A 20,645-nucleotide genomic window follows, 5' to 3' on the forward strand; every position below is an offset into this window, starting at 1 on the left:
ATGAGAACTGGATTTTTAAGTAATCAGCACCCATTAATTTCGACAAGGGCAAAAAGAAAGCGCTTTTCTTTTCCATTACTTAATTTTTAGTTAAGTGTTGACAACGCTTACATTGGTGTTAATATTTATGTGGTTATGATGTTATAACCAGTTAAACGGAGAGCACTTATGGAAGATTTTTTAGCCCCTAAGTATTACTTATTAAAAAAGGAAATTGTTCATCAAATTGACAACGAAGTTTTTAAAGACGGCGAATTAATTCCCAGCGAGCGCGAATTGGTCCAAAAGTATGGTGTCTCGCGTATTACCGTTCGTCGGGCCATCGATGAATTGGTCAGTGAAGGTTACCTATATCGCGTTCAAGGCAAGGGTACCTTTGTTAAAAGTAATTTACTTGAGCAAAACATAATAACCCTTAATAGCATTACGCAAGACATTATTGCGATGAATAAGAAACCGCGCCGTATTGTCAATCGTGTGGAAATTGCTCCTTCGTTTCCGAAGCGAACAAAAGAGTTAGAGATAAATCCTAATGACAAGTTAATCATTATCGATCGTTTGTATTTAGGTGATGATGAACCGGTTACTCGAACAATATCCTATATTCCGTATAAATATTTTCCGGGATTAGAAAAGTATGATTTTGTCAAAAATTCCTTATTTGAAGTCCTTGAGAAAGATTATGGAGTAAAGATTACCCGTGGTCTAAGAACAATTGAAGCAATAAATCCGCCTGAAGGCGTGGCCGAGATGCTTCAAATTAAAAAACAACCAGTGATTCTATTTAGAGGAACAACCTATGCCTTAGTTAATGGCAAAGAAGTGCCAATTGAATCATTTAAATCTTATTATCGGTCTGACAATCGGCGATTCTCAATTAGCCAAGTAAAAATTGGCTGAAACATATACACTGTTTCATCACGAAAGGAGAAAGTATGAAAAAAAAGTGGATGTTGTCGATGTCGATGTTGTTGCCGTTGATGCTTGCCGGATGTGGAGGTGGCAATTCATCTACTAAAGTGGGGTTAATTGTATCCGCGGCGGGAGCCAATGATAACGGGTACAATCAGTCGGCGATTGCGGGTTTGACTAAGGCGGCGAGTGATTTCAATATCTCGCAAAAAGTTGTTAACAGTGCCGATGACGTGCCGGGTTCATTGGAAGCTTTGGCTGAAGATGGTTATAAACTTATCTTCTCCCTCGAGTACAATTTCGATGCCTTAATTACCAATGATGGTTCGGGCAAATCAATTGCGGAGAAGTATCCGGATACGACTTTCGTCGTCTTCAATGCTTTCGCTAATACGGATAGCACGGGAGTTCGGGTTCATGACAACGTAGTTGAAGTGTTGTTTAACATTGCCCAGTCATCATTCTTAGCCGGAGCACTGGCGGTTATGGTCAATGAGGCGAACGATGTCTTATTTACCTCGGATGATTACCATTTTACCCCAGTAAATCAATATCGGGGTGTAGGTTTCATCGGCGGAACGCAATCAGATGGAATTACCGTCTTCGGCAATGGATTTGCCCAAGGCGCCAACTACGCCGCCCAAGACGCCGATGTGAATTACAATCTATATCAAACATATAGTGCCGGATTTGGGGCTTCAACGGAAAACTACAATACTATTGCCTCCTATTATGACGCCGGTGTCAATGTCGTGTTTGCGGCGGCAGGTGGCGTTTCAACAAATATGAAAAATGCCGCTAGTAATAAGGGAAAACTTTCAATTGATGTTGATGCCAATCAAGACGCCTCCGTTCCTGGATATGTTTTAACCAGCGTGCTTAAAAACACCGAAGTAGCAGTCTATGACTTAGTCGGAAAATTCTTGGACAATAAACTCACCGAGAAAGATTATTACTATGATCTTGACAGCGGAGCGACCGGGATTACCGATTTAGCCACGATTTCCAGTTATATTGATACGTCAGAAACGGCACAAGCCAAATGGACGGAGATTAAAGACAAAATTGAAGATATTAAAGATGATATCGCCGACGGAACGATTACGGTTGTCGATTCTCAAAAAGGTGAGACATTGGATTTTTCAACTTTGCATAATATTACGAAAGCCAACTAGTCGTTAAAATTTTTAAGGAAGTTATATTAACATGGATATCATCAAGACGATAAATTTAACCAAAGAATTCGGTCCCCTCGTAGCTAACGATCACATTAATCTCACCGTTAAGGATAATGAGGTTAAGGCAATTGTCGGTGAAAATGGGGCCGGAAAATCCACGTTAATGAACATGCTTTATGGTTTGATTAAGCCGACGAGCGGAGAGATTTATGTCGAAAACGAACTAGTCACTCTCCGCTCGCCAAATGATGCCATTAGTCGCGGAATCGGGATGGTGCACCAACATTTTAAGTTGGTGCCCAGCCTGACCGTTTTTGAAAATATTCTTTTAGGAGTCGAAATTAATAAAGAAGTGACAGTTGGTAAAAAGAGAATTCGATTACCGGGTATTAATCGTCACAAGGAACTTGAAGTTGTAAAAAATCTCATCGATAAGTATGAGTTAAATATAAATCCGGATGAAGAGGTCAAGAAACTTTCCATCGGAGCCAAACAAAAAGTCGAAATTTTAAAGATGCTTTATCGGCAAGTTAAAATTCTAATTTTTGATGAACCAACGGCGGTTTTAACTCCGCAGGAAATACTTGTTTTTTACACGATGCTCAGAAACTTAAAAGCCAAAGGGACCACAATTATCTTGATTACCCATAAGTTGCAGGAAGTAATCGACATTTCCGATTCAGTCACAGTGATTAAAAAAGGAAAAGTGGTTGCAAATTTAGCCACTAAAGATACGACGAAAAAACAATTAGCTCAACTGATGGTGGGGCGCGATGTCCTTTTAAACGTCAGCAAGACCTATGCGGATTATCAAAAGCAAGAATCGGTTTATCGATTGGAACATGTATCGACAATTAATCGCAGCGGAGTGGAAGTGGTATCCGATGTTAGCCTAAATCTCCATCGGGGCGAAATTGTCGGCATAGCCGGGGTTGAAGGAAATGGACAGAGTGAACTCTTGGATCTAATGAGTGGACTTTTGCAATCAACCCAAGGAAAAATCTTTCTTCATAATCAAGATATTACCAACGTCCTGCCGGAAAAATTAAGAAAAAAACACATGGCCTTTATTCCCGAAGATCGTTACGAACAGGGTTTATGCCGTGATATGACGATCTGTGACAACATGATTGCCGGCTATCACGATAGCGATGATATTTGCCATATGGGTTTTATCTCGGCAAAAAAGAAAATGGATAAAGCCGAACATTTAGCTTCAAAATATGACATTCGCCTTAATTCATTAAAAGACAATATTTCTTCTCTTTCCGGCGGTAATGCGCAAAAAGTAATTATTGCGCGAGAATTTGCTTCCGATCCGGATATTTTGATTGCCGCTCAACCGACAAGAGGCGTGGATATCGGAGCGATTGAGTACATTCATAAGAGTCTGCTTGATCTACAAAATCACGGGAAATCAATCCTTTTGGTTTCAAGCGAACTATCGGAAATAATGTCATTGAGCGATCGGATATTAGTCATGTACAAAGGACGAATTATCGGCCAGTTGGATGCAAAGAATGCCTCCCGAGAAGAAGTTGGGTATTTGATGATGGGAATTATTGATAGTAAAGAAGGAGGTAGCGAGCATGAAGGTCAAAATGTTATCGATGAGTAAAGAGAAATGGACTAAGCTCGGATATGGGACTTTAAACGCTATTATCCCGATTATTATCGCTTTCCTTTTAGGAGCAGTGGCCATTTTGTTAGCTCAAGAAAATCCGTTGTTGGCCTATGGTACCATTTTCTATCGTTCGTTTTTAAAGTGGGACGGATTCTTAAAAACTCTTCACTATGCGGCGCCATTGATTTTATCGGGCTTGGCAATTGCCTTTAGTTTTAAGGCCGGTCTATTCAATATGGGAATTGAAGGGCAAATTATATCAGCCGGCTTTGTCGTGGCTATTTTTGGCAACAAGCTGGCTTTTCTTCCTCCGATAATTCTCATTCCTTTATTGCTTATTATCGGAACCATTACAGGGGTAATAATGGCCATCATTCCCGCCATTTTAAAAGCGAAGTACAACGTTAATGAAATGGTTGTTACTTTACTCTTAAATTATGCGATTGCATTAATTCTTGAATATCTTACCTCAAATATTTTCCGTGACCCCGGAAGCGGATATGTTTCCACACCAATGATTGGCAACAATGCAATATTCACCCGTATCGGTGATAGCAAGCTAACTGTTTTCTTCTTTATCGTCCTGGCAGTATTTGTTCTGTTTTACTTTATTATGAATCACAGCAAGTTGGGATTTGAGATAACTGCCTTAGGAAAAAACAGAAGTTTCGCTGAAGCCACTGGCATGAATATTCAAAAGAAAATCATCGTCATTATGCTGACCAGCGGAGCATTGGCGGGTTTGGCGGGGGCGGGCTGGATGATGTCGGAAAAATTCTCCTATACTTTATCTTTTTCCGGAACGGCAGGCTTAGGCTGGGAAGGAATGCTTATTGCCCTTTTAGGAAATCATAGCCCGTTGGGGATATTGGTGGCGGCGATATTTTACTCCGTATTAAAAACGGGTTCTTCCAGCGTAGCCATATTTACAAACGTTCCCTCGGAAATTGTCTTGCTCATTCAAGCTTTGATTGTTTTGATGCTTTCGCTTAAAACCTTTGTCAAACCGCGCGTAAACACAAAGGAAACCCACTTTAAAAAAGAAAAGGTCAGAGACGAAAGAAAGGCGGAAAAGTAACATGGATTTTATAATTAAAATTTTGTTTGATTCGCTATATTTTAGTGGACCGATTATCCTTATTGCTCTCGGAGGCCTTTTTGCTTATAAAGCCGGTATCGTAAATATCGGTTTGGATGGTTTTATGCTTTTTGGAGCACTAGCTTCAACCTTAATTCTTTACTTTACGAAGAGTTGGGCTTTAGCCTTACTTGGCGGTATTGTAATCGGCATTTTGCTGGGAGTATTATTCTCCTTCTTCGGAGTAACGAAAAAAGCAAATTTTATTATCACCGGTTTTGCAATCGGTCTGTTATCGACCGCCGCCGGCAAATACGCTCTAGCGCTTATGCACGACACCTCAATCAATGTCATTGGCATTCTATCGACGGGGGCCAGTCGATTAAATATTCCGCTAATCGAAGATATTCCTTTTATTGGCCCAATTATCTCAGGCCATACTTATCTCACATATTTCGCCTATATCAGTATCTTCCTTGTCGGCTTCATTATGAAGAAAACAAAGTTTGGAACTTATGTTCGTGTGGTAGGTGAATCGGAGGAAGCCGCACGGTCAGTCGGAATCAACATTAACCGCATAAAGTACTTAGCGGTCATTATCGGCGGAATTTTTACCGCTCTAGCCGGGTATGAAGTAGCTATTGTGCAACTGTCGTCGTACACAACGGATATTACCGCCGGTATGGGCTTCATCGCTTTAGCGGCGATATATTGTGGTGACGGTGACCCGGGAAAGGTTTCGATATATGCAATTCTATTTGGAGTTGCGCAGGCACTATCGGTCAATCTTGCTATTCGAATCGGCAGTATTGCGGGGTTATTGAAAATCATTCCTTATATCACTATCGTCATCGTGCTCTTCGTTGTTGCCTTAATTAAAAATCGGAAAAGCTTATATCGGGGGTTTATTTATGAATAAGAAGTATGCGCTAATTGTGGTTGATATGGTATACGATTTTACTAATCCCAATGGTAAAATCTTCTATCCCTTAAATGTCGACTTATTGCCTAAAATTAAGGATTTCATTGCCGAAGTCAGAAAATATGGGGTTCAAATCATTTATATGCAACACTCAGTAACAAAGAGAATGCTTGAAGAGTCTCCGAAGAAAACGAGAGAATGTTGCTTGGTCGGTACCAAGGGTGAACAGATTGACGAGCGTTTAGAAATCCGACCCGAGGATTTGGTAATTAAAAAACATAAGTACAGTTCATTTTTTGAGACCGGGCTTGATCAAGAATTAAAGAGTCGCGGAATTGACCATATTATCGTTGCGGGAACAAAAACGAACAACTGTGTTTTTGCTACAGTTTTAGATGCGTATAATCTCAACTATCACGCGTTTGTTCCAAAAGAATTAGTAGGCACTACCGATTATGAAACTAATGGCGTATACCTTCGGGATATGGGCAAATACCTATGTGAAGTAATGAGTGACCGGGAGATTATTGCTCATCTTCAGGAAGGGATACTATGAAAAAATACGATGTCATCATCAGTGGATATATTGCTTTTGATCGGGTGATTAAAATTGCCAGTCTCGCTAAAATCGGCAAAACTTCAATCATCACCAATAATGATAATAATGTTATCGAGTTTGGCGGTTGCGGAATTAACGTGGCCGTTGATCTGGCGACGCTTGGCTATAAAACACTCCCGGTTATCCGTGTGGGCGATGACTATGAAAGCAGTGGTTTTGCTTATTTTGTTAAAAATCACCGCTTAAGCGAAGCTGCCATTAAAAAAGTAACCGGTGTAAATTGCAGTTCCTGTTATTTGGTTGAAAACCCAAGTATGGATCACATCACGCTATATTATCCGGGTTCGATGGATGAAAAGTACTTTCTTAGTTACGATGAAGATTGGTTTAAGGAAAGCAAATTCGCCCTTATGACAGTAGCCAGCCGAAAGGATAATGAAGCATTTCTCGCGCTGACAGGCAAATACCATTTACCCACCTATTTTGGGATGAAAATGGATAAAACGGCTTTTCCTCCAGCCTTTCTTCGCAAAGTTTTAAAACGAGTCAGCGGTGTTTTTGCTAATAAGGTAGAAATCACTTATATTAAGCAAATTCTTCATATCGAACATACCAATCAAATGTTTTCTTTTAATAGCAATTTGCAATTTGTTGTTGTCACTAATGGTAAAAAAGGAAGCACTATTTATTATCGTAACGACAATAAGATTGAAAAAGCTACGATTGGAATTGTCCCGGCGGATGAATTTGTCTCTACGGTTGGTTCGGGCGACGCTTATATGGCAGGCTTTATTTATGGATTAATCAAAGAGAAGGATTACTTACAATCGGCGAAGCTTGGGGCCACATTGGCGACTTGTATTATTGAGGGGGTCGGAGCTACAAGCTCGGCTCCAGATGAAAAGCAATTGTGGGAACGGTATTATCGTTTCTTTGGAAAGGAATAAATTATGCAACCGACACTCTATTTAAAAGTTACCGACCAAAGTGTAGCTCCATATGTGATTTTTTCCGGCGATCCCTGGCGGGTGGAAGTCCTAAAAAGTTACCTTGACAATCCTCAAAGCGTTGGTTTTTATCGGGAATTCAATACTTATACCGGCACCTATAAAGGCTTGCCCATCACGATTACTTCCACCGGAATTGGCGCGCCTTCGGCCGTAATTGCCCTCGAAGAAATGTTCGATGCCGGGATGAAAGTGGCTTTACGAATGGGAACAGCAATGTCGCTGAGTAAAGCGGATTTGGGAAATTACATTATTCCCGCTTCTTCGAAAAGATTAGAGAAAACAAGCCTTACCTATGTTGATGAAAATTATCCGGCGAAAGCCGATCCAAAGTTTCTTCAGTCCATCATCAAAACCGTAACAAGCGCAGGGCAAAAAGTCATCACTGGCGAAAGTGCGACCATGGATGGATATTATTCGCAAATGAAGGAATCTCGACTTTCAAAAATACGGCGAGTGGACATTGAAAGGAACTTTACGCAGTTAGAACAAGAAGGCATTATCTCGGTCGACATGGAAACATCTGCACTGATGGTAGTTGCCTCGCTTATGAAAGTGCCGTTTGCCTCATTGACCTTAGTCACAGTTTTGAAAAATCTCGCCGCCTTATTGGATGAAAAAACACGGAGGCGAAAAGAAGATGAACTTTGTCGGTTGGCGCTAGATTCGATGGTTAATTTTGTGAAGGAGGAAAAAATAAATGAATGATTTTTTTAAGAAATATCCAAAGACGATAATTGGTATGGTCCATTGTTTGCCTTTGCCAGGGACAGCCCGTTATTCCGATTTAAATCAAGTGCGTAAACAGGCTTTAGCCGATGCACTTACGCTTCAAAAAGCGGGTTATGATGCGATTATGATTGAAAATATGGGCGACGCTCCATATGCCGAAAAAATGGATTTAGCCCAAATCACAGCGATGAGTGCAATCGCCGAGATGATAAAAGAGGCGGTTGATCTTCCTTTAGGAATTGATTGTGCTTTCAGTGATTATCGCAGTGCTTTAGCCATTGCTAAGGCAGTCGGAGCAGATTTCATTCGCATTCCCGTTTTTATCGATACGGTGGTCTACGCTAATGGCATTATCTATCCTTCGGCGCACGATGCCTTAATTTATCGGCGGGAAATTGACGCTGAAAAAGTGCTGATTATGGCTGACCTACAGGTTAAGCACACCCATATGCTCGTTAATGATATGAGTATTGAAGAATCGGCTAAACTAGCAGAAGCAAGCGGAGCCGATGCCGTAGTTGTAACGGGTGTTTTGACGGGTAAGCCAACTTCAATTGAAGATATTGAGCAGGTCAAAAAAGCCGTTACGGTTCCAGTTTATGTTGGCTCGGGTGTGAGTGTTAAAAACATTAAAGATCAATTGAGTATTGCCAGTGGCGTTATCGTTGGCAGTTCTCTAAAAGACAAAGGCAAAGTTAGTTTACCGGTTGATTTCGATTTAGCCAAAGAGCTAATTGAAGCATATAAGAAATAGGAGGAGAAGAATATGCGTTTAATTTGTTTTCTTAATCATGGCTCGCCTTCAATTGAAGCCAGCCATCGCGTCGTCGATTGTTATGTTGAGGGTGGAGCGGATGTAGTCGAGACGGATTTTCCAGCAGATGATCCCTATCTTGACGGAGACAACATCAAAATTCGGATGCATGAAGCATTAACAAAATGCCACGATTATGACAAATACATGAAGTCGGTAGAGACCATTTTGAAGGAGCATCCAGGAATTCATCTTTATATGTTGATTTATGAAGAAACGATTATGGCAATTGGTATGGAGAAATTTCTGGCTTTCTTAAGAAGAAATAATTTACAGGAAGTGTTGCTGGTTGGAGCGCGGCATCCGGAAGTTCGGGCTCGGCTTTTAAAAGAAAAATTAAAAGTCAGTGCCTACATCGAATACCATTTGCCCGAAGATGAGATTGAAACAGCCAAGCAAACAACGGGGTTTGTTTACCTGCAGGCGACACCATCTGGCAAATTCCATTCTCAATATAAAGATCTTAAGTCAATTATCAAGTACCTGCGCGAAGAACGGGGTATTTCCAATGAAATCAACTGCGGTATCGGAATTCATGACTATGATCAAGTTAGAATGGTTCGTGACGCCGGAGCGGATGGAGTGTTTATCGGCACGCAGGTTATGAACCTGCATGGACAACCGGAAAAGCTTATTGCCAAGGTCAAAGAACTAAAGGCAATCGCCAGCGGTCAAGTAAAGTAGTTCCCCCAAATAGACACAGTTCCCCATGTGTCTATTTTTTTATGTCAACAAAAAAAACGACGTTTGGTGTAAGCGGTTTTAGGCATAAAAATATGATTGTTATCTCTTGATTTATTTAAACGAAACTATAATTGGAACAACGGGAGGGTTATATGCTCAAAGTAACAAAAAGAATATTTCTATTTTCTATTTTACTTCTGGCAAGTTGTGCCCAAACGGGAGGTTCTTCCTCTAACTCTATAGCTAGTACTGGTAGTGAATCGTCCGCGAGTGAAACAAATTCATCTGGAAGTTCTTCAGTTTTTATTCCATCATCTTCATCCGAGGATATGGAGTATTTGCCATCGGGGGCGGAAGATTATTTCTTGCCCATTCCTTCAGGCGATGATTTCGATGCTGTCTGTGATAATATACAACAATATATTAATCTTCTGGATGCTCATCTATTTAATATGGATACGAGTTTTACAATTGCCTATTCGTTCGTCGACAGTGGATCAAGCGCACGTTACGACTATTCTTCTTTATGGAATATTAACTTAGATGTCGATTTTAAAACGACACCCCGCGCCGGAAAATATATCGACACTTATACCATTGACTATCGAGATTATGGGATTCAAAATCAAGGAACGGAATTAAATGCAACCGAAACCTTAAGTGTTGTTGACGATATTTTCCTAAATCGCGGAGAAAAGCGAAATGCGGGGTTTAGTGATTTTCCGATTAATGCACGGGAACATAGCATTTCTGTTTCCACCAGTGAACAACTTTGGTATGCGGCCAGCAGGGGATACCTACCGGTTCCGGTCGCCGGATCAAAAGCGGAAGCAATTTATGACGAAGCTTTGGACATTGCGCGAGAATATATCTCTAACGATGATGACGATGTCGAAAAGGAAAGGAAAATCTTTGCCTGGTTGGGTAACGATATTCTCTACGATTACACCGCCTATGAGAAAGGTTATAGTGGTGTCGGTTATCAATATCAAAATGACTGCTATTATTTAGAGGGCATTTTTAATCGCCACATCGCCGTTTGCGACGGGATGTCGAAGGCGCTTGTCTTATTGTCATCAATTGAAAATATCCCCGCGGTACGGGTAACGGGATACGTTATCGCCAGTGGCCAAGGAGCCGGACACGCATGGAACTATGTCCAATTAGGTGGCGAATGGTATGCGGCTTGTCCAACAAGCAACAACACGATGGGAGAAGTAAGTGATACGCTTTATGAATTAGGGAACAAGGAATTATTCTTGGTTTCTAATGCAACAATCGATGCTGTTTATAAACAGACGAGCTTCCCCTTAGCCAAGGCCGATTCGGATTATGGTTTCTATGCTAATACGACGATTGAATACAATGATTTCACTCATAATCTAGTGGCTAAAAATGCTTCCGATGTTGTGAAGTTCACTCAATTACTCGCTGATTATCCTTCAATTAACGATGAAAAGAAAGTAATGAACTTTCAATATGCGGATGGTCTGGATATCAATGCCGCTATCGCTCAAGCACGGAGTGAGACCGGACTAAACTTTGGCGGTTTTATCGGTTCTGATAACGAACTAATATTAATCACACTCTAATCATCGATTAAATAAGACTAAACTTCCGGCACCTTAAAATGCTTAGGAAGTTTTTTTTATGAAAGGCGGTTTTTAATGACTAAAAAATAATAGGGCGATTACTCTTTGCTTATATTTAGCAGACTATTTATTAATATGGGATATTTATGAGCGTTTTTTAAACCTTTTTACGTCACTATTTTATAATGAAACTGAAATAAAAGGAGTCATTATGAGAATTGTTATTATTGGTGCGGTGGCAGGGGGGACCTCGGCCGCGGCAAAAGCCAGAAGAGAAAACGAAACTGCCGATATTGTGGTGTATGAGAAAGATCAACACATTTCCTATGCGGGATGCGGGATGCCGTATTATCTTGGAAAACAAGTTGCCGAGGAAGAGGAATTAGCTCCGCGCGATGCCGATTACTTTAAAAAGAAGTACAACATTGATATTTATACCGAACATGAAGTCATTGATTTGGACGTAGAAAAAAAGGAAGTTATGATTATCGATCTTAAGACAAAAGCTACTTTTGCCGAACACTACGATAAATTAATTATTGCGACCGGAGCTCGGTCTTCTGTACCACCGATTAAGGGACGTGAACACGCTAATGTTTTTACCTTAAGAACGATAAAAGATATGGAAAACATTGAAGCGTTTATCGACAATAAATCCCCAAAGACAGCCGCGATTATTGGAACCGGCTTCATTGGCTTAGAGGTGGCGGAAAATTTAACCCGTCTTGGTATTAAAGTTACTTTGATTGAAAAGATGCCGCAGGTTTCACCATCGTTAGACAGCGACATGGCGATCCTTGTTCAAGATGAATTAACGAAAAACGGAGTACGGGTTCTCGTCAATCAAAACATTCAAGAAATAACCGATAATGGAGTTGTTTTAGAAGGTGATGAATTTATAAATGGGGATTTAGTTTTAATCGCAACCGGTGTTCGGCCGAATGTAGATTTAGCCCGCAGTTCCGGAATTGAAATAGGGGTGACCGGAGCGATTGCCGTTAATGATAGAATGGAAACCAGTGTGACGGATATATATGCGGTCGGTGATTGTATGGAAGAGTATCACGCTCTTACCGGAAAGCCGGTTTATCGGCCGATGGGATCAACGGCTAATAAGACGGGACGTATCGCCGGTAATAATGCTGCTGGTGGGCCAGTACTGACTTTTAAAGGAGTGATTGGAACAGCGATATATAAAGTTTTTAACCTAGCGGTCGCCCAGACCGGTTTAACTGAAAAAGAACTTATTAAAGAAAACATACCCTATCAAGTAAGTTTTAATATTAAACCGGAGAAACCAGAGTATTTGGGCGGTCAAGAAATGGTTATGAAAGTTATTGCTCGCAAGGATAATTTGCAGATTTTAGGAGCGGAAATTATTGGAACTTCGGGAGTTGACAAGAGAATCGACGTTTTAGCCACAGCGATTTCTTTTAAAGCCACGGCAAGCGATTTGGCAGCTCTGGATTTAGCCTATGCTCCTCCCTTTTCAACGGCCAAGGATCCGATTATATATAGCGGAATGATTCTTGAGAACTCCATTTTATATGGACGTAAACAAATGACGGCTCACGAGGTCGATAATTTATCGCAAAACAGCTCGTCAGACGTTGTGATTCTCGATAATCGCCGTCCAGAATTATTCCGTGCGGGGCATATTCCAGGGGCAATCAATGTCGCGCAGGAAGATATGAGAGACTATCTTCAAAATCTGGATAAAAAAGCCACAATCCTTACCTATTGCTCCAAAGGAGTGACGGCCAACGCCACTCAAAACATTCTTATTAATCACGGATTTGAAAACGTGTATAGTCTAAATGGCGGATATTCCACTTTTGCGAATTACCAAAGAATTAACAAAAAGTAGATTTTAACCGCCTCTATGCGCACATTAAAAAGAAACAAATTTGAGATGAGACCCAAATGTTAGACCAACTAACAGGAGGGTCTTTTTTTACTGCATAAAGCAATTGTTGTATGCGATTGATAACTTTATGGGTTAAATGATAATTTGAATAAAAAAGTCACTTTTTTGGCAAAAAAGCCATTTTGATATATACTATATATAATTATATGAATACGTTAGTAGAGGAGGAGATATGATATATAAATGTTTTTTTATTATGCGGCAAAGGGATAAAAAAAGTTAGTTTTGCGGGCATAAGTGATTTTAAAAAATGAAAACTTGAAAATGTTTTCATTCGGGGGAAGCGGATACTATATTGAGTTGATATTTTTGTATGAATTAACTAGTTGCTCAATGTACAACTTCTAGCCAATCGGCATAAAGAGTCACGACAAATTCTTCATTAAAAGAATGGAGAGTGAAATAATGATTCGAAGAATTTTAAAGAAAGATCGCAATGATTACTTTGCGATGTCAAAAAGTTTTTATACGTCAAAAGCCCTTATCGAGCCAAAGGATCCCAAGCATTTAGAATCGACATTTGTTCAACTGATTGAGAGCAATCCTTTATTGGAAGGTTACGTCTACGAAATAAATGGTAAAGTGGCTAGTTATATGCTTTTGACCTTCTCCTACTCAAATGAATTAGGAGGAGAGATGATTACTATTGATGAACTATATATTAAACCGGAATATCAAAGGCGAGGTATTGCTAGTAAAATGATTGAATTTGTGGAAAAACAGTTTCCCCATCATCGAGCAATTTCTTTACTTGTAAATATGGATAATATACAGGCAAAAGCAGTTTATATGCATAAGGGTTTCCGCCCAGTAGATTATATGCCGATGATTAAAATGAATTTGTCGTGATAGGAGCGGCCTGACCGCTCTTTTTTATATTTTAAAAGAATCAGCAGGAAGTTTTCGATAATCAAAAAGAAGAATAAAACTAACAATTAGCGGAATAGAACTGATCATGATGGCTTTTACATCAAGCCATTGAATAAAGTAATAAGCAATCACCGCGCCGATAACAAAAATAAGGACGATAAGAAAATAAATAAACCCCTCATTTAATGATTTTTTACTTTTGGTAAACCCATAGTCGCAAAAGGACTGGGTGGCGCTTCTTAAATTGCCGATACACATGGTGGTGGCAATGCCGGTCCCATTGACTTTGCGGAAACTCTCCACCTGTTCGCCACAGGCAAAAGAAATCAAACTATTGGCAATTAAATTTTCACTTTTAGGAATGAACGCGACTCCAATAAGAATTATTATTTCAATTAAAAGCGTCAGCTGGCGCCAATGAAAATGGTCGCTGTTTTTGAACGCGTGGCGTATTATCTCGGATAGAGCGATGCCGAGGGCAAAAGCCAATATTGGAAACAGGTAGTGCGTGGCAATCGAGAAGTTACCAGTCGATAAATTTATTCCGAGCAAAAGAAGGTTTCCCGTCTGCGCGTTGGCAAAGACGTGGTCGCGAACTAGATATGAATAAGCATCCATAAATCCGCCCGAGAGGGTTAAGAAAATAGCGACGATCAACGATTCTGATATTTGCCGGCGGTTGCCAATTGCATTTTCCATACCAGGAGTATTTTACTCTATTGAATTTATTTTTCCATCCTTTAAACAGCTTTTTTACTAATTGTTAAGATAGCGCTTTATTTTAATTGACATTGATTATCGATAGTGATAAAACGTTAGCATGCTAACAAAATTAGGAGGCAAATTATGGAACGATCAATTGGATTAGAAATGAGAAATATTGGCAATCTTGTTAAAAGAAGAGTTGCCAGTGAAGCCGCGATAGACTTTCATAAAACAACCGCAGTTCATGGCCTGATTATTCATTACATTGCCAATAATCATGGTCACGAAGTATATCAGCGCGATTTTGAAAAGAAATTTTCAATGCGCCGTTCAACCATTTCTCGAATGTTGGCTTTGATGGAAAGTAACGGAATGATTGAGCGCATTCCTTCAAAAAGTGATGCTCGGCAAAAGCAGATTGTTCTCACACAGAAGGCGATGGATAAGCATCTATTGATCGAGAACATTCTTCACGAGATTGAAGGCAGTATGCGCCGTGGAATCAGTGATGAAGAAATGAATTGCTTTTTTGCCACAATCGATAAAATTAAGGCTAATTTGGAATAATTTTTTTTGAAAGATACAGGAGACCTTTATGGTAAGAATTTTTAAGTATTTAAGAATAAAAGAATGGTTGGCCATTCTTGTCAGTGTCGGCTTTATCTTTGCGCAGGTTTGGCTTGACTTAAAATTGCCTGAATATATGCAGGAAATAACCACCCTGGTCGAGACCGAAGGTAGTGCGATGAAGGATATCCTCATTCAAGGTGGATATATGCTTCTATGCGCGATTGGAAGTGTCATCGCGGCGGTAGCAATCGGCTTTTTATCATCATTCGTTGCCGCAACGATGGCAATGCGTTTGAGAGGTGAAGTATTTAACAAGACTATTTCTTTTTCTATGGAGGAAATAAACAATTTTTCGACAGCCAGTCTCATTACTCGTTCCACTAACGATATTACGCAAATTCAAATGTTTATCGGAATGGGACTCCAGTTTATTGTTCGGGCGCCGATCATGGCCGTATGGGCAATTATCAAAATACACAACAAGAGTTGGGAATGGACTTTATCTACGGCAATCGGCGTTGTTATTTTGGTCTCGATGCTAAGCGTTATCATTATTTTTGCGGTGCCAAAGTTCAAGATCATCCAAAATTTGACCGATAGCTTAAATCGGGTCACCCGCGAAAATCTGTCGGGTTTAAGAGTGGTTAGAGCCTATAATGCTGAAAATTATCAAGAAAATAAATTTGATAGTGCAAATATTAAACTTACAAAAACCAATCTCTTTACGAACCGGTTGATGGCAATTATTCAACCAACGATGACAATCATTTCTTCCGGTTTATCGGTAGCCATATATTGGATAGGGGCAATTCTCATTAACAACGCTCCATTTAGCAATCGCATTCAAGTATTCTCCGATATGATAGTTTTCTCTTCCTACGCGATGCAGGTCATCATGTCCTTTATGATGCTGACGATGATATTCATTATGCTGCCTCGGGCGAGCGTTTCGGCTAAGCGGATTATGGCGGTCTTAGATACCAAGCCGCGAATTGTTGATGGCAAAGAGAATAGTATAGTCAGCGATTCTAGCGGGGAAGTTGAATTTCGCGATGTATCTTTTTGCTACCCCGATGCCGCGGATAATGTTTTGGAAAACATTAACTTTACGCTTCATCAAGGGGAAAGTTTAGCGATTATCGGCGCCACCGGAAGTGGAAAGAGCACGCTTGTTAATCTTTTACCGCGCTTCTATGATGCAACGCAAGGGGAAATCCTTATTGACGGAATTAATGTCAAGGATTACTCGCAGGAAGCTCTTCATCAAAAAATCGGATATGTATCCCAGAAAGCTATCTTATTCAGCGGCACAATCGCTTCCAATGTTATCTATGGTTCTAAAACCGATATTAGCGCAGAACAAGAAAAAGATGACATCCTTCAGGCATTGAAAGTGGCTCAGGCGGAAGATTTTGTTTACCGACTTCCCAAACAGGAGTTGGCACCGGTTGCTCAAGGAGGGTCCAATTTTAGCGGAGGACAAAAGCAGCGTATTTCAATTGCGCGCGCGATCTACAAAAAGCCGGAAATATATGTGTTTGATGATTCCTTTTCGGCGCTTGATTATAAGACCGATAAACTACTGCGCGAAGCTTTAAGCAAGTATTCGCGGGGAGTGACAAGCATCATCGTCGCTCAACGGATTGGTACCATCAAGGATGCCGATCATATTCTTGTCCTTGATGAAGGGAAAATTGTCGGCTATGGAAAGCACCAAGAATTGCTGGCAAATTGTGAAGTCTATCGAGAGATAGCTTTGTCTCAGCTTACCCAGGAGGAATTGAAGCATGAGTGATAGTAAAGAAAAAGTGTCAGGGGCCACTTATAAGAATAATTCTAAGATGAGAATGGGAGGACGTGTTGGACACGGGGGCTTTGCTCCCGGCGAAAAGGCCAAAGATTTTAAAGGCTCGGTTAGTAAGTTGCTTGCCTATGGCAAAAGCTTCGTAATCTTTGGAGTGATTGCTATCATTTTAGCAATAAGCGGCACCACACTGAACATTATCGGTCCACAAAAAATCGGTGACATCACCAATTATATTGTCAATGGAATCACCGGAACCATCAATTTACCCGAAATCAAAAAACTATCTATCTTTCTTATTGTTATCTATGGTCTAGGCTTTATTTTCAATTATATTCAAAGTTATATTATGGCGACGATTGCCCAACGCCTCTCTTATAAACTAAGACGGGACATTGATCATAAAATTAATCGCCTTCCTCTCAAGTATTTTGATAATAATTCTTACGGAGATGTCTTAAGTCGGGTAACCAATGATGTGGATACGATTGCCCAAACTTTAAACCAAAGTTTAGGGACCTTGGTTAGTGCCATAACCATGTTTTTTGGTTCACTTATTATGATGTTTCTTACCAATTATATTATGGCTTTTGCGGCGGTGGCGTCCACTTTAATCGGTTTCTTATTAATGATAATCATCATTAGAAAATCACAAAAGTACTTTCTCAATCAGCAAAACGGACTTGGAGCGATAAACGGTCATATAGAAGAAGTATACTCCGGACACACGGTAGTCAAGGCCTATAACGGAGAAAAGGCTGCGATGCAAACTTTCAATCGCATGAATGACGATTTGTTTATCAATGCTTGGCGGTCGCAATTTCTTTCCGGACTGATGATGCCTATCATGCAGTTTATCGGTAACTTCGGCTACGTCGTAGTCTCCATAGTGGGAGCTTTGCTAGCCATTAACGGAAAAATACAATTTGGAGTGATAGCTTCATTTATGTTATATGTCCGTTTATTCACTCAACCCATGTCGCAATTTGCTCAGGCCGCGAACCGTATTCAATCAGGAGCGGCGGCTTCAGAAAGAGTCTTCAGTTTTCTTGATGAATCCGAATTGAGTGCTGAACAGGACAAAGCAAATACTCTTAAGGAAGTCAAAGGTGACGTTGAGTTTGATCATGTCAAATTTGGTTACGACAGTGACAAGGTGATTATTCCCGACTTTTCCATGAAAGCCAAAGCCGGACAAAAGATAGCCATCGTCGGTCCTACCGGTGCCGGTAAAACAACTTTGGTCAACCTTTTAATGCGCTTTTATGAAGTTCAAGATGGGCAAATTAAAATTGATGGAACTTCCACTTTAGATGTACCGCGGGAAAATGTTCATGACCAATTCTGTATGGTTCTGCAGGATACGTGGCTCTTTGAAGGAACCATCAAGGAAAATATCGCTTATAGCCGAAAAGGAGTAACGGATGAGATGGTTAAAGAAGCCTGCAAAGTGGCGGGAATCGACTTCTTTATTCGAACGCTTCCTAACGGCTATGATACCATTTTGACGGACAAATTGAATCTATCCGCTGGTCAAAAACAATTGATGACCATTGCCCGGGCGATGATTGTGGATGCGCCCTTATTAATTTTGGATGAGGCCACGAGTTCGGTTGATACCAGAACCGAAATAATAATTCAAAAAGCGATGGATCGACTTATGCACGGGCGGACAAGTTTTGTCATTGCCCACCGCTTGTCGACTATTAAAAATGCCGATCTAATATTGGTTTTAAAGGATGGTAACGTAGTTGAAAGTGGAACCCATATCGAACTATTGGCTAAAAATGGTTTTTATGCCGATTTGTATAATAGCCAATTTGATGCTATGAATGAATAGTAAGTAATTTACTGTAAAAAGCATTGACTTATTAACCGCTGCCGATAGAATATAGTTAACCAAATATTAAAAGACGCTGATGAAGAGAAAAGTTTTAAATCTAAATTTAGAGAGTCCAGTCGCGGTGCAAATGGAAATTAGATTGAAACAAAATATACACTTCGGAGTCGGAGGCTGAAACTAGTAGGCACTCCCGGTAGTTGTCCGTTAAAACGACTAGAGTTGTTGGACTCGATAAGTGATGGCTATGGCCATAATTAGGGTGGTACCGCGGAATATCTGAACGATTTTCGTCCCTGTGAAAGCAAGGAGAAAATCGTTTTTTATTTTCTCCCGTTTAGAAAGGAGAACTATATGTTCCACATTGCCAGATTTAAAGCCGAGCCGTTTCCGTTAGAAATGCACAAAGTACGAGTTGTTCAGAAATTAAATTTACTTCCGATTGATGAACGATTACAAGCGATTCAAGAAGCCGGGAATAACACTTTTCTTTTAAGAAATCGCGATGTCTTTCTTGATATGCTAACCGATAGTGGAACCAACGCGATGAGCGATCGGCAAATTGCCTCAATGTCCATCGCCGATGATTCTTATGCCGGAAGCGAGACATTCTTTCGCTTAGAGAAAGTTCTGCAAGATTTTTTCGGCATGAAGTTTTTTCTTCCTGCCCATCAAGGGAGGGCTTGTGAGCATATCATAGCCAAGGTATTTGTTAAGCCGAACGATGTCGTTCCGATGAACTACCATTTTACCACGACCAAAGCCCATATTATGGAATGCGGAGGAAGGGTGGAAGAGTGTTTCTTTGATAAGGCCATTATTCCGGAAAGCGAAAATCCATTTAAGGGCGATATGGATCTGGAGAAATTAAAAGCTCTCATCGGTCGCGTTGGTAAAGACAGGATACCTTTTGTGCGCTTAGAGATGGGAACAAATCTCATCGGCGGGCAACCGGTTTCACTGCATAACATCAAAGAGGTCGGCGAATTTTGCCATCAAAATAATATAATGCTGGTAATTGATGCTTCCCTTTTATCGGATAATCTTTTCTTTATTAAAACCCGGGAAGCGATAGCGGAGAATATGAGTATTCATGATATTGTTCTGGCTATAGCCAAGACTGCCGATATCATCTATTTCTCCGGAAGAAAACTCGGAAGTGCCCGCGGTGGTGGCATTATTACTCCGCACCAAGAACTTTTCGATAAAATGAAGAATCTTATTCCACTATTTGAAGGATTTCTTACTTACGGAGGGATGTCGGTCCGGGAAATGGAGGCTTTGGCTGTGGGAATCGAAGAGACACTGGATATTGATATGATATCTCAGGGTCCGGAGTTTATCGCGGCATTTGGGCAGATGCTCCAAAAAAATGGCATCCCGGTTATTACTCCATTTGGGGGATTAGGATTACATCTTAACGCGCGGGCATTTATTCCCCATGTTAAATCGGAAGAATATCCGGCGGGAGCATTAGCCGCGGCAATATATATTGTCAGTGGCGCCCGCGGGATGGAGCGGGGGACGATATCAGAAACGCGCAATGCCGATGGCAGTGAGCATCCGGCTAGCATGGAACTTGTGCGTCTAGCCCTTCCGCGGCGAGTATTTACTCTTTCGCAAATAACCTTTATTGCCGATCGTTTAAATTGGCTTTTTGAAAATCGCAATCTTATCGGCGGACTGCATTTTGTGGAGGAACCAAAAGTTATGCGTTTCTTTATTGGTCGTTTAAAGGAAAATGGCGATTGGCAAGAAAAACTGAAAGAAAAGTTCATCGAAGATTTTGGTATCGATGCCCTATAAAATATGAAAAAGGACACACAT

General features: G+C 40.5%; 18 protein-coding genes and 1 other annotated feature. Of the genes, 17 read left to right on the forward strand and 1 reads right to left on the reverse strand.

The features are described 5' to 3' along the window. Window positions 1-168 precede the first annotated feature (168 nt). The 13 genes from PKC96_01830 to PKC96_01890 all read left to right on the forward strand — a co-directional run bounded on the left by PKC96_01830 (window position 169) and on the right by PKC96_01890 (window position 13,878). Window positions 169-900, forward strand: a complete 732-nt coding sequence (locus PKC96_01830) for a GntR family transcriptional regulator (protein ID HMM00066.1) — start codon at window positions 169-171, stop codon at window positions 898-900. A gap of 35 nt (window positions 901-935) precedes the next feature. After that, complete coding sequence (locus PKC96_01835) at window positions 936-2,087, forward strand: BMP family ABC transporter substrate-binding protein (protein HMM00067.1); 1,152 nt, start codon at window positions 936-938, stop codon at window positions 2,085-2,087. A 31-nt stretch (window positions 2,088-2,118) separates the two neighbouring features. Then, window positions 2,119-3,708, forward strand: a complete 1,590-nt coding sequence (locus tag PKC96_01840) for an ABC transporter ATP-binding protein (GenBank protein HMM00068.1) — start codon at window positions 2,119-2,121, stop codon at window positions 3,706-3,708. Continuing rightward, window positions 3,680-4,792, forward strand: coding sequence for an ABC transporter permease (locus PKC96_01845; protein ID HMM00069.1), 1,113 nt, complete (start codon window positions 3,680-3,682; stop codon window positions 4,790-4,792). Before PKC96_01840 ends, PKC96_01845 begins: the two co-directional genes overlap by 29 nt. Window position 4,793: 1 nt before the next feature. Continuing rightward, window positions 4,794-5,711 carry an ABC transporter permease gene (locus tag PKC96_01850; GenBank protein ID HMM00070.1) on the forward strand — a complete coding sequence of 306 codons (918 nt, stop codon included), beginning with the start codon at window positions 4,794-4,796 and terminating at the stop codon, window positions 5,709-5,711. Beyond that, the gene (locus tag PKC96_01855) at window positions 5,704-6,270 is read left to right on the forward strand and encodes an isochorismatase family cysteine hydrolase (GenBank protein ID HMM00071.1); all 567 of its coding nucleotides are present in this window, start codon (window positions 5,704-5,706) and stop codon (window positions 6,268-6,270) included. The genes PKC96_01850 and PKC96_01855 overlap by 8 nt, the downstream gene beginning before the upstream one ends. Next, the gene (locus PKC96_01860) at window positions 6,267-7,220 is read left to right on the forward strand and encodes a PfkB family carbohydrate kinase (GenBank protein ID HMM00072.1); all 954 of its coding nucleotides are present in this window, start codon (window positions 6,267-6,269) and stop codon (window positions 7,218-7,220) included. The genes PKC96_01855 and PKC96_01860 overlap by 4 nt, the downstream gene beginning before the upstream one ends. Window positions 7,221-7,223: 3 nt before the next feature. Continuing rightward, complete coding sequence (locus tag PKC96_01865) at window positions 7,224-7,988, forward strand: nucleoside phosphorylase (GenBank protein HMM00073.1); 765 nt, start codon at window positions 7,224-7,226, stop codon at window positions 7,986-7,988. Further along, window positions 7,981-8,766: a BtpA/SgcQ family protein gene (locus PKC96_01870; protein ID HMM00074.1), complete on the forward strand. Its 786-nt coding sequence runs from the start codon at window positions 7,981-7,983 to the stop codon at window positions 8,764-8,766. The genes PKC96_01865 and PKC96_01870 overlap by 8 nt, the downstream gene beginning before the upstream one ends. A gap of 12 nt (window positions 8,767-8,778) precedes the next feature. Further along, window positions 8,779-9,510, forward strand: a complete 732-nt coding sequence (locus PKC96_01875; protein ID HMM00075.1) for a tryptophan synthase subunit alpha — start codon at window positions 8,779-8,781, stop codon at window positions 9,508-9,510. Between the two features lie 152 nt (window positions 9,511-9,662). Continuing rightward, entirely contained in the window at window positions 9,663-11,102 is a 1,440-nt protein-coding gene (locus PKC96_01880; protein HMM00076.1) for a transglutaminase-like domain-containing protein, read from the forward strand. 211 nt (window positions 11,103-11,313) lie between these two features. Then, window positions 11,314-12,969 (forward strand): FAD-dependent oxidoreductase, encoded by a 1,656-nt coding sequence (locus PKC96_01885; protein ID HMM00077.1) that lies wholly within the window; start codon window positions 11,314-11,316, stop codon window positions 12,967-12,969. Window positions 12,970-13,434: 465 nt separating this feature from the next. Continuing rightward, a complete protein-coding gene (locus PKC96_01890; GenBank protein ID HMM00078.1) occupies window positions 13,435-13,878 on the forward strand; it encodes a GNAT family N-acetyltransferase in 444 nt (147 codons plus the stop codon). Window positions 13,879-13,902: 24 nt separating this feature from the next. Here PKC96_01890 and PKC96_01895 read toward each other — a convergent pair whose 3' ends face one another. Continuing rightward, entirely contained in the window at window positions 13,903-14,586 is a 684-nt protein-coding gene (locus PKC96_01895; protein HMM00079.1) for a YoaK family protein, read from the reverse strand. 159 nt (window positions 14,587-14,745) lie between these two features. Between PKC96_01895 and PKC96_01900 the strand changes: the two genes are divergently transcribed. The 4 genes from PKC96_01900 to PKC96_01915 all read left to right on the forward strand — a co-directional run bounded on the left by PKC96_01900 (window position 14,746) and on the right by PKC96_01915 (window position 20,624). Beyond that, window positions 14,746-15,171, forward strand: a complete 426-nt coding sequence (locus PKC96_01900) for a MarR family transcriptional regulator (GenBank protein ID HMM00080.1) — start codon at window positions 14,746-14,748, stop codon at window positions 15,169-15,171. 28 nt (window positions 15,172-15,199) lie between these two features. Continuing rightward, on the forward strand, window positions 15,200-16,969 hold the full coding sequence (locus PKC96_01905; protein ID HMM00081.1) for an ABC transporter ATP-binding protein: 1,770 nt from the start codon (window positions 15,200-15,202) through the stop codon (window positions 16,967-16,969). A 46-nt stretch (window positions 16,970-17,015) separates the two neighbouring features. Next, entirely contained in the window at window positions 17,016-18,818 is a 1,803-nt protein-coding gene (locus PKC96_01910) for an ABC transporter ATP-binding protein (GenBank protein HMM00082.1), read from the forward strand. Between the two features lie 67 nt (window positions 18,819-18,885). Beyond that, window positions 18,886-19,119: a binding site (T-box leader), on the forward strand. A gap of 53 nt (window positions 19,120-19,172) precedes the next feature. Continuing rightward, the gene (locus PKC96_01915; GenBank protein ID HMM00083.1) at window positions 19,173-20,624 is read left to right on the forward strand and encodes a tryptophanase; all 1,452 of its coding nucleotides are present in this window, start codon (window positions 19,173-19,175) and stop codon (window positions 20,622-20,624) included. The last annotated feature ends 21 nt before the right edge of the window (window positions 20,625-20,645 follow it).

The organism is Bacilli bacterium (assembly GCA_035326105.1).
Taxonomy (GTDB): domain Bacteria; phylum Bacillota_I; class Bacilli_A; order RFN20; family CAG-826; genus UBA7706.

What these genes read in the sequence shown, in the direction of transcription:
- PKC96_01830 (HMM00066.1), top strand. Translation starts at nt 169, where the DNA reads ATGGAAGATTTTTTAGCCCCTAAGTATTACTTATTAAAAAAGGAAATT.
- PKC96_01835 (HMM00067.1), top strand. Translation starts at nt 936, where the DNA reads ATGAAAAAAAAGTGGATGTTGTCGATGTCGATGTTGTTGCCGTTGATG.
- PKC96_01840 (HMM00068.1), top strand. Translation starts at nt 2,119, where the DNA reads ATGGATATCATCAAGACGATAAATTTAACCAAAGAATTCGGTCCCCTC.
- PKC96_01845 (HMM00069.1), top strand. Translation starts at nt 3,680, where the DNA reads ATGAAGGTCAAAATGTTATCGATGAGTAAAGAGAAATGGACTAAGCTC.
- PKC96_01850 (HMM00070.1), top strand. Translation starts at nt 4,794, where the DNA reads ATGGATTTTATAATTAAAATTTTGTTTGATTCGCTATATTTTAGTGGA.
- PKC96_01855 (HMM00071.1), top strand. Translation starts at nt 5,704, where the DNA reads ATGAATAAGAAGTATGCGCTAATTGTGGTTGATATGGTATACGATTTT.
- PKC96_01860 (HMM00072.1), top strand. Translation starts at nt 6,267, where the DNA reads ATGAAAAAATACGATGTCATCATCAGTGGATATATTGCTTTTGATCGG.
- PKC96_01865 (HMM00073.1), top strand. Translation starts at nt 7,224, where the DNA reads ATGCAACCGACACTCTATTTAAAAGTTACCGACCAAAGTGTAGCTCCA.
- PKC96_01870 (HMM00074.1), top strand. Translation starts at nt 7,981, where the DNA reads ATGAATGATTTTTTTAAGAAATATCCAAAGACGATAATTGGTATGGTC.
- PKC96_01875 (HMM00075.1), top strand. Translation starts at nt 8,779, where the DNA reads ATGCGTTTAATTTGTTTTCTTAATCATGGCTCGCCTTCAATTGAAGCC.
- PKC96_01880 (HMM00076.1), top strand. Translation starts at nt 9,663, where the DNA reads ATGCTCAAAGTAACAAAAAGAATATTTCTATTTTCTATTTTACTTCTG.
- PKC96_01885 (HMM00077.1), top strand. Translation starts at nt 11,314, where the DNA reads ATGAGAATTGTTATTATTGGTGCGGTGGCAGGGGGGACCTCGGCCGCG.
- PKC96_01890 (HMM00078.1), top strand. Translation starts at nt 13,435, where the DNA reads ATGATTCGAAGAATTTTAAAGAAAGATCGCAATGATTACTTTGCGATG.
- PKC96_01900 (HMM00080.1), top strand. Translation starts at nt 14,746, where the DNA reads ATGGAACGATCAATTGGATTAGAAATGAGAAATATTGGCAATCTTGTT.
- PKC96_01905 (HMM00081.1), top strand. Translation starts at nt 15,200, where the DNA reads ATGGTAAGAATTTTTAAGTATTTAAGAATAAAAGAATGGTTGGCCATT.
- PKC96_01910 (HMM00082.1), top strand. Translation starts at nt 17,016, where the DNA reads ATGAGAATGGGAGGACGTGTTGGACACGGGGGCTTTGCTCCCGGCGAA.
- PKC96_01915 (HMM00083.1), top strand. Translation starts at nt 19,173, where the DNA reads ATGTTCCACATTGCCAGATTTAAAGCCGAGCCGTTTCCGTTAGAAATG.